Annotated in this window: 15 protein-coding genes; 2 read left to right on the top strand and 13 right to left on the bottom strand. The window is 62.5% G+C overall.

The annotated features are described in order from the left end of the window. Positions 1–4 precede the first annotated feature (4 nt). Positions 5–1,030, bottom strand: a complete 1,026-nt coding sequence (locus tag BLT09_RS13960) for an efflux RND transporter periplasmic adaptor subunit (protein ID WP_091593834.1) — start codon at positions 1,028–1,030, stop codon at positions 5–7. Between the two features lie 132 nt (positions 1,031–1,162). Here BLT09_RS13960 and BLT09_RS13955 point away from each other — a divergent pair, with 132 nt between their 5' ends. Next, positions 1,163–1,846, top strand: coding sequence for a TetR/AcrR family transcriptional regulator (locus tag BLT09_RS13955; protein ID WP_236473594.1), 684 nt, complete (start codon positions 1,163–1,165; stop codon positions 1,844–1,846). Between the two features lie 101 nt (positions 1,847–1,947). Here the strand turns inward: BLT09_RS13955 and BLT09_RS13950 are convergent, their stop codons facing one another. The 5 genes from BLT09_RS13950 to BLT09_RS13930 form a co-directional block, all read right to left on the bottom strand. Then, positions 1,948–2,478, bottom strand: coding sequence for a cupin domain-containing protein (locus BLT09_RS13950; protein WP_167366429.1), 531 nt, complete (start codon positions 2,476–2,478; stop codon positions 1,948–1,950). Between the two features lie 14 nt (positions 2,479–2,492). Then, the gene (locus tag BLT09_RS13945) at positions 2,493–3,368 is read right to left on the bottom strand and encodes a class I SAM-dependent methyltransferase (protein WP_091593828.1); all 876 of its coding nucleotides are present in this window, start codon (positions 3,366–3,368) and stop codon (positions 2,493–2,495) included. 230 nt (positions 3,369–3,598) lie between these two features. Then, the gene (locus BLT09_RS13940; protein ID WP_208602504.1) at positions 3,599–4,105 is read right to left on the bottom strand and encodes a c-type cytochrome; all 507 of its coding nucleotides are present in this window, start codon (positions 4,103–4,105) and stop codon (positions 3,599–3,601) included. Between the two features lie 148 nt (positions 4,106–4,253). Beyond that, positions 4,254–6,776 carry a two-component system VirA-like sensor kinase gene (locus BLT09_RS13935; protein WP_091593826.1) on the bottom strand — a complete coding sequence of 841 codons (2,523 nt, stop codon included), beginning with the start codon at positions 6,774–6,776 and terminating at the stop codon, positions 4,254–4,256. Further along, positions 6,773–7,795 carry a cytochrome-c peroxidase gene (locus BLT09_RS13930; RefSeq protein WP_091593824.1) on the bottom strand — a complete coding sequence of 341 codons (1,023 nt, stop codon included), beginning with the start codon at positions 7,793–7,795 and terminating at the stop codon, positions 6,773–6,775. Before BLT09_RS13930 ends, BLT09_RS13935 begins: the two co-directional genes overlap by 4 nt. Positions 7,796–7,920: 125 nt before the next feature. Between BLT09_RS13930 and BLT09_RS13925 the strand changes: the two genes are divergently transcribed. Then, the gene (locus tag BLT09_RS13925) at positions 7,921–8,703 is read left to right on the top strand and encodes a response regulator (RefSeq protein ID WP_091593821.1); all 783 of its coding nucleotides are present in this window, start codon (positions 7,921–7,923) and stop codon (positions 8,701–8,703) included. A 60-nt stretch (positions 8,704–8,763) separates the two neighbouring features. On the opposite strand, the gene BLT09_RS13920 is transcribed toward BLT09_RS13925, so the two are convergent. From BLT09_RS13920 to secG, 7 genes are all read right to left on the bottom strand, one after another. Further along, the gene (locus BLT09_RS13920) at positions 8,764–9,066 is read right to left on the bottom strand and encodes a DUF982 domain-containing protein (RefSeq protein WP_091593819.1); all 303 of its coding nucleotides are present in this window, start codon (positions 9,064–9,066) and stop codon (positions 8,764–8,766) included. A gap of 306 nt (positions 9,067–9,372) precedes the next feature. After that, positions 9,373–9,807, bottom strand: coding sequence for a type II toxin-antitoxin system VapC family toxin (locus BLT09_RS13915; RefSeq protein ID WP_091593817.1), 435 nt, complete (start codon positions 9,805–9,807; stop codon positions 9,373–9,375). Beyond that, positions 9,804–10,055, bottom strand: a complete 252-nt coding sequence (locus tag BLT09_RS13910) for a type II toxin-antitoxin system Phd/YefM family antitoxin (RefSeq protein ID WP_023798583.1) — start codon at positions 10,053–10,055, stop codon at positions 9,804–9,806. Before BLT09_RS13910 ends, BLT09_RS13915 begins: the two co-directional genes overlap by 4 nt. Before the next feature lie 332 nt (positions 10,056–10,387). Beyond that, on the bottom strand, positions 10,388–10,927 hold the full coding sequence (locus BLT09_RS13905; RefSeq protein ID WP_091593814.1) for a DUF1697 domain-containing protein: 540 nt from the start codon (positions 10,925–10,927) through the stop codon (positions 10,388–10,390). 33 nt (positions 10,928–10,960) lie between these two features. Next, the gene (locus tag BLT09_RS13900; protein ID WP_091593812.1) at positions 10,961–12,598 is read right to left on the bottom strand and encodes a CTP synthase; all 1,638 of its coding nucleotides are present in this window, start codon (positions 12,596–12,598) and stop codon (positions 10,961–10,963) included. Positions 12,599–12,735: 137 nt separating this feature from the next. Next, positions 12,736–13,854, bottom strand: a complete 1,119-nt coding sequence (locus BLT09_RS13895; RefSeq protein ID WP_091594049.1) for a L,D-transpeptidase family protein — start codon at positions 13,852–13,854, stop codon at positions 12,736–12,738. A 211-nt stretch (positions 13,855–14,065) separates the two neighbouring features. After that, positions 14,066–14,524, bottom strand: a complete 459-nt coding sequence (gene secG, locus BLT09_RS13890) for a preprotein translocase subunit SecG (protein ID WP_023801242.1) — start codon at positions 14,522–14,524, stop codon at positions 14,066–14,068. Between the last annotated feature and the right edge of the window lie 206 nt (positions 14,525–14,730).

Raw genomic sequence — 14,730 nt, 5'->3', positions numbered from 1 at the left:
TGCTTCATCGCTCCTGGGCGCCGATGATGCTCACACGCGCGCCGTCGGTGAGGTCGGCGGGATAGGGCGAGACGACGCGAGCCCTCTCATCGAGCGCCGACAGAACCTCGATGCCATTGGTCCCGCGAATGCCGGTTCGGATTTCATGTCGTCGGGCCTTGTCGGCTTCGACGACGAACACCTTATTCCCGTCCACAGCAACGGGCGGGATCAACAGCGCATTTTTCGAAACGCGGATGACGATGTTCACGTCGGTCGACATGCCGATACGAAGCGGCGTATCGTCCGGCAGGCGGAAACGGACGCGATAGGTCTTCGTCACCGGATCGCCCTTGGGTGTGATGCTGTCGACCACGGCTTCCAGGTTCTGCCTGGGGAACGCGTCGGATTTAAGCAGCGCGCGCTGGCCGACCTCGACCCGGGGTATGTCCTCCTCGTTGACCTCGGCGACGACGAGGAGCGGCTTCGGCTCGCCGACCCAGAACAACACCGTGCCGAGTTCGGCGACCTCACCCACCTCGCCGTCCTGCCTGAGCACGACACCGGCGCTCGGCGCGCGTAACACGTAGGAGTCAAGTCGCGCCTTCTGTCCGGCGACCAGCGCCTCGATCTGGCCGAGCTCGCTCTGCGCACGATCGAGAGCCTGCTGGCTCGCCGCACGCCTTTCGGCAAGCACCGTCAGCCGCCGGAGCTCTTCCTGGGCAAGCGCTTGACGCGCTTCGAGTTCGCCAAGTACGGCCCGGGCCTCGCTGTCGTCGAGCCTGGCGAGCACGTCGCCTTGTGCAACCCTCGACCCCTCGCAATTGCATTGCTCGACGATCCTTTCGCGAACCACCGGAGTCACCTTGGCCCAGGTTCGCGGCTCGACGGAGCCACTCGCGTAAACGATTTCCGCCGCGTCGCCGCGTTGTGGCGTCACCACCGAAACCTTGGCCGGTTGCCAAAGATTCCAGGCGCCGAACGCAGCCGCGGCCGCGACAACAACGATGCCGACAGTCCAGCGTATCCGTCGCAAGGGACTCTCCTTCATGATCGAATCCGAATGTCCTGCGGTGACAGATAATAGCACTAGACCGACCGTCGGTCTATAAAAGTTGCATAAAGCTCCGGTTCGTGCTCCTCTTGCTCCACCTGCACTTTGTGAGGTTCGATTTTGCCCCGAGTGATAAAGCCGCCGGAGATACGATCCGCCGAGCTCCTCGACTGCGCCCAGCGGCTTTTCTTCGAGCGCGGCTACGACAACACGACGGTGAACGACATCATCCGCGAGGCCGGCCTGTCGAAGGGCGCGTTCTACTACTATTTCGCATCGAAAGAGGCCCTGCTGGAGGCGCTCGCCACACGTCTCGCCCGAGACAGCTTCACCGAGTTGCAGCCCGTGCTCAACGATCCCTCACTCGATGGGCTTGGCCGGCTCAATGCCCTGTTTGCCGGCTCGCGGCGGCTGAACGTCGAGCTTGCTCCGCACATGCGCAGGACATTTTTCGTCCTGTTCCGGCCCGAGAACCTTGCCCTCTTCCATCGGGTCGACCAGGCGGCCAGGGAATTGGCCATGCCGATAATCACCGATCTGCTCAGGAAAGGCAGAGACGAAGGCATCTTCGATGTGCCCGACCCGGAAGCCTTCGCCGAGATGTTCTTGCAGCTGCGGCTGATCTTTCGGGATGTAATGCACCGCGCCCTGCTGAAGGCCGAGCAGGGCAATATCGACGAAGCGGCGCGGCTGCTCGACGATCGGCTGCGGCTCTACGGCATCGCAATCGACCGGCTTTTGAAGCTGCCCGATGGAACGATAGAAGCAGCGCAACCCGGGTTTGCCCGGGCTTTCCTCGAAGCAGGCCCGTGAGCCGCCGAGCCAGGGCCACGGCGCAGCGATTCACCGCGCCCTGACAGATCGCCCCAGCGACTCCGCCTATTGCCGTGGAAGCTTTGCCGGCGCTGTCCAGGTCAGCGGGGCGTCGATGAAAGACCTACACTCGCATTCTCTTCCGGCGTCGCGTTCCAGTAGCCATATGCCGCGGCGGTCTTCAGGAAATGCTGCATCGCATCGGCTGAGGGAGGATCAGAATGCCTGCTTTCCCCGGTGATCGGCTTGCCGATTTCCCGGAAGAACCGGCCGATCGTTGACGTGCTGACGAGGATCATCACGGCCGGCCCGGTCGACAGGTTCCGAAAGGCGTGCTTCGCCCCGCCCGGCACGTGGAAAATATCGCCCGGCCGGATGGATACCCAGACGAAGCCTTCCGGCGACTGCGAAAGCCTTTCGATCTCGCCGGACATCTGGATGAAGGTCTCCGGGTCGGCGTGGCTGTGCAGCGGCACGATAACGCCCGGCGGTATGGTGCCGCGCATGACGCAAGGCTCGTCATCGCGCGGCGGTGTAAGAAACTGGACCACAGGTCCCAGCACGTCGAGCGTCTCGACATTGTATGGATCGACGAGATGGCCCGCGTGCTCGCTGACGGCAGTGTCGAGCATCGATCCCTCCTTCGTCATCCCTGCGTATTTGCCCATGCGCCGACAAGGGGCGGCAGCATAATGCACATCTGCTGTTCGACGGCCTCGCTGCGCAGTCGCTCGGCGAGCGTATCAACCCTCATTTCGGTGGCGGTCGCGGCGCCGACCGCCTCGGCCATCGGCATCAGGCTGCGCAAGGTCTCGGCAACATAGTCGTAGACCGGCGAGTCGGGCCCGCTACCGGCGAGGCCGGCGGAATTCATCTGCGGCGCCGGCAGCCCTGCGCCGGCGAAGACCATCGGTAGCCTGCCACCCATGTCGACCTCGAAACCTGCCCGCTCGATCGTCTCGATTATCCAGCCGCGGCATTTGCTGAACAGCGGCGCCTCTGGAAAACTGCGGGTGAGCGGCATCGCCATCTCCTGGAAGGCGACGATGCCGCCCGGCCGAAGAAACCCGACAAGCCTGCGCAGGGTTGCGGCCGGATCGGGCAGATACATCAGGACGAGCCTGCCGATCACCGCATCGAAAGTCTCGTCGGGTGAGAATGTATCAAGCTCGCCTGTGGTAAAGCGTGTCCAGTAACACTGGCCGGATTCGGTGGCGCGCCGCTCGGCAATGTCCACTGCCCCCGCCGAGCGATCGACGCCGAGCACTCTTCCCGAGGGCCCGACCAGCTTCCCGGCCAGCAAGGAGACGTCGCCGACGCCGCAGCCAATGTCGAGCACGCGCATGCCCGGTCCTATACCCGCGCGGCGCAGGAATTCCTCGGTAAGGTCGTGAATGAGCGCTCCCTGCAGTTCCAGGCGCTGGAATTCACGTTCCGTGTAGCCCAAGGCATAGGGACGCGGATCCGTGGTGCCTTGATCGCGGTCGATCTTCGGCGCGTATTGGCCAAGCAGATTGTCCATTATTTGACTCCCTGATCGATTTATCTGGTTTTGACTTTTCCTGATCGCCGGGCATCCATCTGACCGCCCCGGTTGGACCGTCACGATCGGCGATCAGTGCTACAACGCGATTTCCGGAATCGGGAATTGCGTTACGACTGAAACAGACGGCCGTGTCTGACGTACCGCACAGGCGGAGAACATCCCCCTGCCCCCGGATCTTCGGCGGCGACTACGTCTTTCGGACGCGGCTACGGCTTCGGAGCCTGCGGGACGAACACGATATGCGGTGTCTTCGGCGGACGACCGGGCGGCACATAATCCGGAACCGGCGTATCGTCTGCCGGCAGCGAAAGCACATAGCGGTGTATGGCGCGCAGGTCGGCCTCGGTCATGGCGCGCAGGTTGAACCACGGCATAGGCGGGCGCGTCTCGATTGTACGCGCTGACTTTACCCACTCGTCTTCGCTCATCGTGCGCAAAAGCTGGCGAAGATTCGTCGGGTAGGTCGTGCCCCACGGCCCATTGAAGCCAAGCGAGTCGCCGATCAGCCATCGATCCTCCGGAACGTTGCCGGCCTTCTCCAGATAATTTGGCGTGTGGCAATCGTTGCAGCCACCGATCTTTGCCAGGTATCGACCCCGCTCGATCGAGTCGGTCGCCGCCGCCGCACCCATCTCACTGGGGTCGAGCGTTACGGTGGCGAGCAACCCGCTCAGGCCAAGGGCGGTAATTCCGATGAGAACCCACCGTGTCATCAGCTTCTCCTGCCGGTCCACTTTTCGGGATCATGGTCTTTTCGCGATCACGATCTGGGCGTGAAACATAGAAACGCCCGGCTACAGATTGATTTCAGCCAGGCGGAATTTTGGTTACGGTTGTAACGAGGACCCCTGCCGACCGTGATCAGCCTGAATGCAGATGGCGGGCAAGGCATTGTGCAACAGAGGCCGACAGCAGCGGCTTCTTGATGACTTCGCTTATGCCGGCCGCCGTCAGTTGACGCGATCGCAGCGTGCGGCCGTAACCGGTCATCAGGACAATTGGCAGGTCAGACCGGATCTCATGCAACTTGCCGGAGAGCTCGACCCCTGTCATGTCAGGCATGACCTCGTCCGTCAGCACCAGGTCGAAGCGCCCCGGATCGGCACTGAAGGCATTGAGAGCCGCGGGGCTGCGGTTGAACCCGACCGGCTCGTAGCCAAGCGCGGCGAGCATCTCCTCGGCAAGTTGCATCAGCGGCGTATCGTCATCGACAACCAGGATCGTCTCGCCGTTGCCATACTCGACCGGAACCTCGGTGGCCTCGCACTCGCCCTCATCCGCTTGGGCTGAAGCGGGTTCGATCTGCGGAAAATAAATCTCGAAGGTCGTGCCTTGGCCCAGTTGGCTCTTCACGTCCACCGCACCCCGATGTGCCGCGACAATTCCGTGCACCGTCGACAGGCCGAGCCCGGTGCCGTGCCCTGCCGGCTTGGTCGTGAAGAACGGCTCGAAGATGCGCTCGAGAGTCGCCTGATCCATGCCGCTGCCGCTGTCCCTGACGGCAAGGCGGATATAGCGGCCGGCAGGCAGGTTGCCGTGCGACAGCGCCTGCGCCTCGACGATCTCAGTCATGTCGAGAGCGATCTCCAATAATCCGCGGCTGTTCATCGCCTGCGCCGCGTTGGTGCCGAGATTCATCACCACCTGCTGAAGCTCGGTCGGATCGCCCGTCATCGCGGCATCCGCGGCTGCAAGATGCGTCTCCACTGCAAGCGTGGCGGGGGACGAGGCGCGCAGCAGATCGACCGCCTCCGCAATCACGGGCTGCACCCGCAACGCGTGATGCTGCCGCTCGCGGCGACGGCTGAAGGCAAGGATCTGTTCCGTGACGTCCTGCGCCCGCCTGCCGGCCTTCATGATCTGCTGGACGTAGCGCCGCGCACGAGACTCCTTCAGCAGCACCACCAGCGCCATCTCGCTATAGCCGAGGACGGCGCTGAGAATGTTGTTGAACTCGTGCGCTATGCCGCCGGCTAGCGTTCCGATTGCTTCCAGCCGCTGCGATTGGTTGAGCCGCGCCTGCAGCGCCTCGCGTTCCCGTTCGTTGTGTTGGCGCGCGATGGCGTTGGCGAAGATCTCGGCGGCGGTGCGCAGCAGCGCGATGTCGTCGTCGGTCCAATGCTTTTCGTGCGTTACGCCATCGAGAGCCAGAAAACCCAGCCGCTCTTCGGCATGCCACATCGGTATGCACAGCCACGATCGAATTTGATGCGCCTGCAGGCATGCCTTCTCCCGCCCCTCGGGAAGCTCGCCGACGCGGGGGACGTCGATGCAGCCTTGCCGTTCATGGTCCGCGAGCGTCCAGTGTGAAGCCAGTTCGATCAAATCGTTCGCCAGGCGGGCCGTCGCGCTTCCGCTCGGACGGCGATAGAAATAGCCGCCGGAAAGATCGGCATCGTATGTGCGGCTGACGAAAATCTGGGCGCCGTCGAGCCCGGCATGTTCCACCAGGCGCGCGAGGCCCTTGCTGATCCCGGCCCGGATGCGGTCACGCGGCAGATTGATGAACTGTGTCGAGATTGAAGCGATCAAGCCTTCGAATTCCAGCCGCTCGCGCAGGATCCGCGCATTGTGGCGCAGGCGGGCGAACAGGTAAGCCACATAGCCCACCAGGACCAGCGCCGCGACGTAGAGCAGCGTCTGGAACCGCGCAGCCCTCGCCGCGGCGCGCCCATGCACATCGAGATACAGGTCCTGCAGAGCGCGGGCCCGTTCGCTCGTTGGCGCAGTCTGCAGGCGGGAGACGAGATCGTCGACCGCCGGAAGCCTGGTGACGATAAGCCGGCCGTGGGAGACAAGAGAGAGGACATCGCTTGCAGCCACGGCATCGACGGATGGCCTGGCCAGCCGGTCAAGCGAGGCGGTCACTGCCCTTGCCGCCTCCGGCCGGGGATCGCTGATGAACCGCGACATGGCGATCATCAGAGCTCCGATCTCGACCGCTCGAAGGCCGTCGCCCTCGGTCGTGAGCCGGCCGCTCATATAGTTGAAATAGTTCAAAGAGTTCTGCAGCAGCGCGTTGTCCGACTTGAACGCCTCGACGAGCGTTTCTTCGTCGCGCACCGCGGCGATGACCTCGGCAATCCGGCGGTCGATGTCCGCCCGTGCTTCGCCGCTTGCGACGTCCCCGGCAGCCGGCAGCCTCCGCGTCGCCTCATTCAGGTTCTCGATCGACCGCACAAGCGGATCGTAGCTGCGCAACAGCCCCGCCCGTGCACGCAACACGTCGCGCTGCAGGGCAGCGTTATAGAGGATGACCGTCCTGAGAGCGTCGAGCGTGCGTTCGTGGCGCGCGGCATCAGGAGCCGCGCCCTGCAGCAGGAGGTAGGTCAGGACGATGAGCAGGCACGCGACGACCGGCGCCAGGATGGGTAGCGACTTCATTGCTGCAGACGATCGGCTGCGCTGGTCAACGGCTGGCCGCGATATTCGCCCGTCAGCGTCGCAAGGAACTTGACGATGAGATCGGTATCGCGCTGGTCGAGTTCCCGGCCGAGCTGGCTCCGCGCCATGATCTTCACTGCGTCTGCGAGCGATGCGGTACGGCCGTCGTGGAAATACGGCGCCGTCACCGCGACATTGCGCAGGCTGGGAACGCGGAAGACATGGCGGTCGCTCTCGACGCCGGTAATGGCGAAGCGGCCGAGATCCGCCTGGGACAAGGTTTTCTGACCGGCGAAGGGATTCCGAAAGATGCCGAACTTCTGAAACAGATTGCCGCCGACATTGGCGCCCTGATGGCAAGCGATGCAGCCAAACGCCTTGAACAATTGATAGCCATGCTCCTCGTCCGCCGTGATGGCGTCGCGCTCGCCCTTGAGATAGCGGTCGAAACGGGCGTTGGGCGTGATCAGCGAGCGTTGAAAGATGGCCAGGGCGTCGAGCACATCCGTCCGGCCGGGAGCCGCGCCGTAGAGCGTCACGAACCGCTGCGAATAGTCCGGGTCGGAACGCAGTTTCGGCAGCAATTCTTCCCAACTCGTGTTCATCAGCCTGTCATCGAGCAGGACTGCCTCGTTCTGCTCCTCGACAGTGCGGAAATTGCCGCGCCAGTTCAGCCGGAAATTGAGCGCTGCGCTGAAGACGGTCGGCGCGTTGAAATCGAGCTGCCCGCCATCCGCCGCCGCAGAACGAGCCCTGCCGTCGTCGCCGCTGAAATCGAGCCTGTGGCAACCGCTGCAGGCGATGACATCGTCATGCGACAGCCGGGCATCGTTGAACAGGCTCTCGCCAAGGGCGATCTTCGCCTGGTCGGAAGGACCAGTGCCCGTTATCGGAGCAATCGGCTCGCCGATCGGAGCGGCCGGCTGATTGACCAGGGCCAACGCAAACGGTGCCGCCGCTGCCAGGCAAAGCGGAACCAAAAGCCCCGCCCGAACCTTACCAATCTGCCCATACGCCATCGAGTGAGCCTGTGGTATCCGATCACGAAGATTATCGGTGCTTACCAACAAATCGCCGTTAATCGGCGTTAAGTCTAATAAAGCAACGGCTCGGTCATGGGTTCCATACCTGCGGACGGTCTGAGATGTTAGCCGAACAGAACACTCGCTACGAAGAGCAGTCGAAAGGCACAATCGAACAGGCAGCGGCGGCGAAGCATATCCTTGTCGTTGATGACGACCCCGAAATTCGCGAGATGCTCACCAATTACCTGGAGAGCGAGAATTTTAGGGTTAGCGCTGTTGCCGACAGCCGGGCCATGTCGCGCGTCCTCAATGAAAGACCGGTAGACCTGGTGCTCCTCGACATGCGGCTTGCCGACGAGGACGGGTTTGAAATCATGCGGCAACTCGGCAGTCCGCCGGAAGCGCCGCCCATCATCATCATCACCGGCCACAGGCGCGACGAAGTGGATCGCGTCGTCGGCCTGGAGCTCGGGGCTGACGACTACATCACCAAGCCCTTCAGCCTCAGGGAACTGCTTGCGCGCGTTCGCGCCGTGCTGCGGCGATCGGGGTCAACACGCCAGCAGTCGCCTGGCAAGAAGCCCAAGCGTTACCGCTTTGCCGGCTGGGAACTCGACATGCGGATGCGGCGCCTAAGCTCGCCTGCCGGCGAAGCGACGCCGCTGACCGCCGGCGAGTTCAACCTGCTGGCAGCCTTCCTGCAATCGCCGCAACAAATCCTGAGCCGCGAGCAGCTTCTCGCTGCCAGCAGGATTCACGACGAAGAGGTGTTTGACCGCAGTATCGATGTGCAGATATTGCGCCTGCGCCGCAAGCTCGAGGTCAGCCCGAGCGAGCCGAAACTCATTGTCACCGAGCGGGGCGCTGGCTACGTCTTCGCTGCCCCGGTCGAGGTGCAGTGATTTTCGAGGTGCTGTGACTTTGACGACGCCCCGTTCCTGGCAGGGGTCAAATAGGAACGTTCATCGCCTCAGCGCATGCACGCTATCAACATTGCCGCCGCCTATCGGCAGAGCCATGTCGTCGTCGAGCAAGCGCGTGATGCGGGCGAAGCCGGTAAAAGCCTTCCTTGCTTCCTCTGCCGACATCCGGCCCGCCAGAGCCGCGGAGCAGCAATTCACCGCGCATTGGTAGACGGGCCCACGCCGGCCGATTGGCCATCTACGCAAGAACTCCATCGCTTCGGCTACGCTATCAATTTCTTCGGCAGGACTTTCCTGCCCGCGCGAAATACGCACAGGCGTAAAGAATTGCAGGCGATTCATTGTTTCCTCCCGGTCGATCGTTATGTGCCTGATCGAACCTTTTGAACTTACTGCTGACCATGTGTTTCCGGCAAACAGAACCCGATGATGAAAAAACTCGGGCCAAAAACGAAGTCTTTCACATCACTCGACCGAAATCGAATCACCAAACATGACAAACATGTGGCGAACCGTTGCCCGCCGCCGCACTGGGACTTCAATTATCCCGAGTCGGGGCCTGGAGGCGCTCAACCCGCATTTGAGGTATGCGGATTACGCAGCCGGATTTGGCTAGCCGCAGCAGACCCCTTTGGGATCTCTTCTCCGTCAAAGCGTCAGTGGATCGAGGCAGGGAACTCCTAAGGGCTGGAAGTGTCTCAGGTTCCCAGTCAGGAGCGTCAAGGAGTTCGCTTTAGCGGTCGCAGCGATGAGAATGTCAGCCAGCCCTGGATGACTCCCTGCGGCTGTGGCGGCGTCTTCCATGAGGCCTGCCTCCAACGCCACCGCCGCATCGATCGGTAAGATTTCCGCGCTGTAGTCCGTCATGATGCCCAGCAGCCACGCCATTAGCGTCTGAGCCTTCGCCGTGGCTCCCGAGCGGTCGAGCTTGGCGATGCCTCTCCGAAGTTCGTGGAGGGCAAAGGCAGGCACAAACAAGTTGCCCGTCTGCTGCAATAGCCAAGCTGCCGCATTCGGGGGCAGCGGAGGCTTTCCCGGCGCGGTCGCCGACAGCACCGAGGTGTCGAAAAGGTATGAGGTCAAAGGTTAACCTCGCGGCTTTGCTGGGTGCGGTCGCGCTCCGGTTCGAAGCCCTCGGGCCAACCGGGGAACGACAGCAGGTATTCCGCAAGGCTGGGCTTCTCGGGGTAAATCTTCCTCGCTTCTTCGATCGGAACGATAGCGGCCACTGGCTTGCCGTGCCTCGTGATCGTGATCGGTTCGCCGGCCTCGGCGGCATCGACGAGTGCCGTCAAAGTGGCCTTGGCTTCGCGAATGTTGATGTGTTTCACTGCTGTTGCCTCCATTGTGGTTGCACGCAACTACATTTAGCAAATCCGTCGTCGATTGCAAGTGGACACTTCTCGGAGAACAGGCCCAGCACGGAGTGGTGTTACGGATCGATCTCGATGGACAGGCCATGCGCCTGGATCTGAAGGAACATGGTCTTCATTGGGCTGCTTACAGGTGCCCACAGGAGATTGGATTCAGCAAAGGCAACCACGCTCCCGGAAGGATTCAAGCCAAAGACATTCCGAAACTCGATCACTTCTCGAAGGAAGTCGCGGACAGTTTCGACGCCAAGATTTCCAATTTCCCCTTCTCCCAGGGAGAAGGGGAAGCCCTATCCGCCGACCATCTCGGCCAGCCTGCGCACCGTGTTCCAATTGCGCGAGGTGCCGATGCCGAGCCGTTTATGACTTATCGCCGCCACAAGACGCGAGCTTGGCGTCTCGCGCGAAAAGAAAATCCAGATGTCGCCGCCGACCGCCTGCATCCGCTCAGCCTTGCCGATATAGGCCTCCAGCGCCGCGACGGCCTCAGCCGGAACGGGCTTGCGCATCACGCGCACCGCTACCTGATCCGCGGCGGCAGCCGATTCGGCGGGAAACGGATTGCCGGCAGCAAGCTTCAACCAGTCATCCGCGCGGCGCACGATGATGTCGACATGGCGGCCGAAGGTCTTTTGGAACGCCGTCTCCAATCGGCGCTCCAGCGCGGCAATCTCTGTTTCTTTCGTTTCGAAAACCAGATTGCCGGTCGCCACCAGCGTGCGCGGGTTGTTCAGGCCCAGGCCTTCTGTCATGGCCCTGAGATCGGACATGACGACACGCCGCCCCTCGCCCAGGACGATGCTGTAAAGCAGAGCGACGTAGGTTTGCATGCTAGCCCGGATATCTCACGATAGCCTGTCGATTTAGACCAAGCGGCTCTGCTCCACCGCTGCCTCGATGAAGCTGGCAAACAGCGGGTGCGGGTCAAGCGGCCGGCTTTTCAGCTCGGGATGATATTGCACGCCGATGAACCAGGGATGTTCGGGATATTCGACCGTTTCCGGCAGCACGCCGTCCGGCGACATGCCGGCAAAAACCAGGCCGCAATCCTCGAGCCGCTCCTTGTAGTCGACATTGACCTCGTAGCGGTGGCGGTGGCGCTCGGAAATCTGCGTGTCGCCATAGATCTCGGCGATCTTCGAGCCCCTGGCGAGGTCCGCCTGATAGGCACCGAGCCGCATGGTGCCGCCGAGATCGCCGGTTTCCCTGCGCTTCTCCAGCATGTTGCCTTTCAGCCATTCCGTCATCAGGCCGACGACCGGTTCCTCGGTCGGACCGAATTCGGTCGATGAGGCATGCTTGACGTCGGCCAGCGAACGCGCTGCCTCGATGCAGGCCATCTGCATGCCGAAGCAGATGCCGAAATACGGCACTTTTCGCTCGCGGGCGAACTTCGCCGCAAGGATCTTGCCTTCCGCGCCGCGCTCGCCAAAACCGCCGGGGACCAGAATGCCGTGGACCTTTTCCAGCCACGGCGCCGGGTCTTCCTTCTCGAATATCTCGCTCTCGATCCAGTCGAGCTTGACCTTGACGCGGTTGGCGAGACCGCCATGCGACAGCGCCTCGATCAGCGATTTGTAGGCGTCCTTGAGGCCGGTATATTTGCCGACGACGGCGATGGTCACCTCGCCCTCCGGGTTGTGGATGCGTTTGGACACCGCTTGCCACGGCTCCATCCGCGGCTTCGGCGCCGGATCGATGCCGAAAGCGGCCAGCACTTCCGAATCCAGCCCTTCATTGTGATAGGCCATCGGCACGTCGTAGATGTGCGGCACGTCGAGCGCCTGGATGACCGCGCTCTCTCGCACATTGCAGAACAGCGACAGTTTGCGGCGCTCTTCCCTGGGGATGGGGCGGTCGGCGCGGACCAGCAAGATGTCGGGCGCGATGCCGATGCCGCGCAATTCCTTGACCGAATGCTGGGTCGGCTTGGTCTTCAATTCGCCCGCCGTTGGAATATAGGGCATCAGTGTCAGGTGCACGTAGACGGCGTTGTTGCGCGGCAGGTCGTTGCCAAGTTGGCGGATCGCCTCCAGAAACGGCATCGCCTCGATGTCGCCGACGGTGCCGCCGATCTCGCACAGGACGAAGTCATAATCGTCATTGCCGTTGAGGATAAAATTCTTGATCTCGTCGGTGACGTGCGGAATGACCTGCACGGTGGCGCCAAGATAATCGCCGCGTCGCTCCCGCTCGATGATGTTCTTGTAGATGCGGCCCGTGGTGATGTTGTCCTGCTGGTTGGCGGAGCGGCCGGTGAAGCGCTCATAATGGCCAAGATCGAGATCGGTCTCGGCGCCGTCATCCGTCACGAAGACTTCGCCATGCTGGTATGGCGACATCGTGCCGGGATCGACATTGAGATAGGGATCAAGCTTCTTGATGCGCGCGCGATAGCCTCGCGCCTGCAAGAGAGCCCCAAGGGCCGCTGCAGCGATGCCTTTTCCGAGTGAGGAAACCACGCCGCCTGTGATGAATACATATCGCGCCATGGGATTCATCGCTTAACGCGGCCGAATTGATTCCGCCAGAGAAAAAACCGCCGCGAAGGCTTTTTCCCAAGAAGGCGCCCTGATGATGCTCGAACCAAAGCAAAAGGGCCGGCGAGGCCGGCCCTTTTGTTTGACCCGTCAAGGCGTCAGATGATGACGACCTTGGTGCCCACTTTCACCCTGCGATAAAGGTCCATGACGTGCTCGTTGATCATGCGGAAACAGCCGTTGGAGGAGCTCGTCCCGATCGACTGCGGCGCAATGGTGCCGTGAATGCGCAGATGGGTGTCCTTCCTGCCGTCGTAGAGATAGATGGCGCGCGCGCCGAGCGGGTTATCGCCGCCGCCAGGCATGCCGTCCTTGTACCGGCCGTAATTCTTCGGCTCACGCTTCTGCATGTCGAGCGTCGGGATCCAGCGGGGCCATTCCTGCTTGTCGCCGACGGCGACCGTGCCCTTGAACTGCAGGCCGTCACGACCGACCGCAATCGCATAACGGCGGGCGGTCCAGGAGGATTCGACGAGATAGAGGCGGCGCGCGCTCGTATCGATGACGATGGTGCCGGGGCTATAGCCGGTGAACTCGACTTCTTGCGGCACGAACTCCGGCTTCACCTTGAACTGCTTCCTGGCTTCCTTGCTGGCGAGCGCGGCATCGAGGGCGCGGGTCTCGGGGAGCAGCGACATCGACGGGGACGTGCCGCCGAACAGGCCGGCGAACAGCCCGACGCGCTGCGGCTTCTGTCCGACCGGCTCGCTGCGCAATTCGCCGTTGTTGCCGGTCAGCGCGACGTTCATGGCCTCGGCGGGAATTGCCTCGGCCGACTGGATTGCTGCGATGGGTTGAATCGGGTCGATGATCTTGACCGGCCTGGCATCGGCCAGCCTGGCCTTGCCAGCGGACTTATCCTTCTTGGCGAGGCCCTTCCTGGCAAGAAACGCCTGCCGTTCCGCGTCCGACCTGGCTTTGGCCGCCTCGCGCATCGCCAGCTTCCTTGCCTCGATCGCCTTTACTCGAGCAGACTGCTTGTCAGCCGCGATCTTGGCCTCGATCCTCCTGATCTGGGCAAGATCTGCCGCGCTCGGGTCTTTTTTCGTCTTGAGCAGCCTGAGTTGCGCCGCATCGCTTTTGGCGGCGACGTTGACGACGTCAGTTGTGACTGCGGATTTAGGGGCCGAATTGCCCGCCGGCATGGCCGCGTAAGCGGGCGCACCAAGGCTGAGCACGGCCCAAAGGCCGGCTAAAATGAAGCTGCGAAGCTGCATGGCGAAGATCCGATCGTTCAATGCTTGTTGCCACGGCGTCGCCCGGCGTCCCCCAAGGACCCCGAATGTGCCGCGCGCAATCTATAATCGATTAATCGGAGACGCCTCAAGCGCCCTGGCGTGCCGCGCCCGGTCGAATCCTCGCGATCGTGCGGCATTTGCCGCGACTGTGTTCAAACAACAACAGATCGCGGCGCCGGACGTCTGCTGATTACTGGTTTGGAACCTGCGGCGTTACTGGCTGGGTGGCGCCGTTTGTGGCCGGCGGCGTGGTCGCTCCCGCCGCTGGCGGTGCAGCGGGGGCCGGGGCTGCGGCATCATTGCCGGAAGGCGGCGTTGGCGCCGTATTGCCGGACGGCGGTGTCGGCGTCGTGGTGCCAGGCAACTGGTTGAGCACGCCGCCCCCGCCGTTCGTCACAGGCACACGATCGAGAATGTCGATCGGCTTCTCGCCGTAACGGGCGACGATCGATAAGGTCAGCGAGGTGGCGAAGAACGCCGCCGCCAGGATCGCCGTCGCCCGCGTCAGCGCGTTGGCGGCGCCGCGCGCGGTCATGAAGCCCGATCCGCCGCCGATGCCGAGGCCGCCGCCTTCGGAGCGCTGCAGCAGCACCACGCCGACAAGAGCGAGCACAACCATGAGGTGGACGACGATCAGTACGGTTTCCATAACTTATCCTGGCAAAGCCTTGCGCGGCCGCAGATACGACCGGTGATTTGGAGGCGGCTCAATACAATGCTTTGACGGCAATTCCAAGCCCGTGGCCGGAATATGGGAAGCAATGCGGCCGTTGCAACATTTTCCGCTGCGGCACAGTATCCGAAGTGCCCGACAGCCTTTCGATGCTAAAGCATGCCCTTGGGCCTGACCCTGGG

It is taken from the genome of Mesorhizobium muleiense (genome assembly GCF_900099905.1).
Taxonomy (GTDB): domain Bacteria; phylum Pseudomonadota; class Alphaproteobacteria; order Rhizobiales; family Rhizobiaceae; genus Mesorhizobium; species Mesorhizobium muleiense.
Note: the sequence above shows the minus strand (reverse complement) of the source record. Positions and strands in the feature narration are given on the sequence as shown.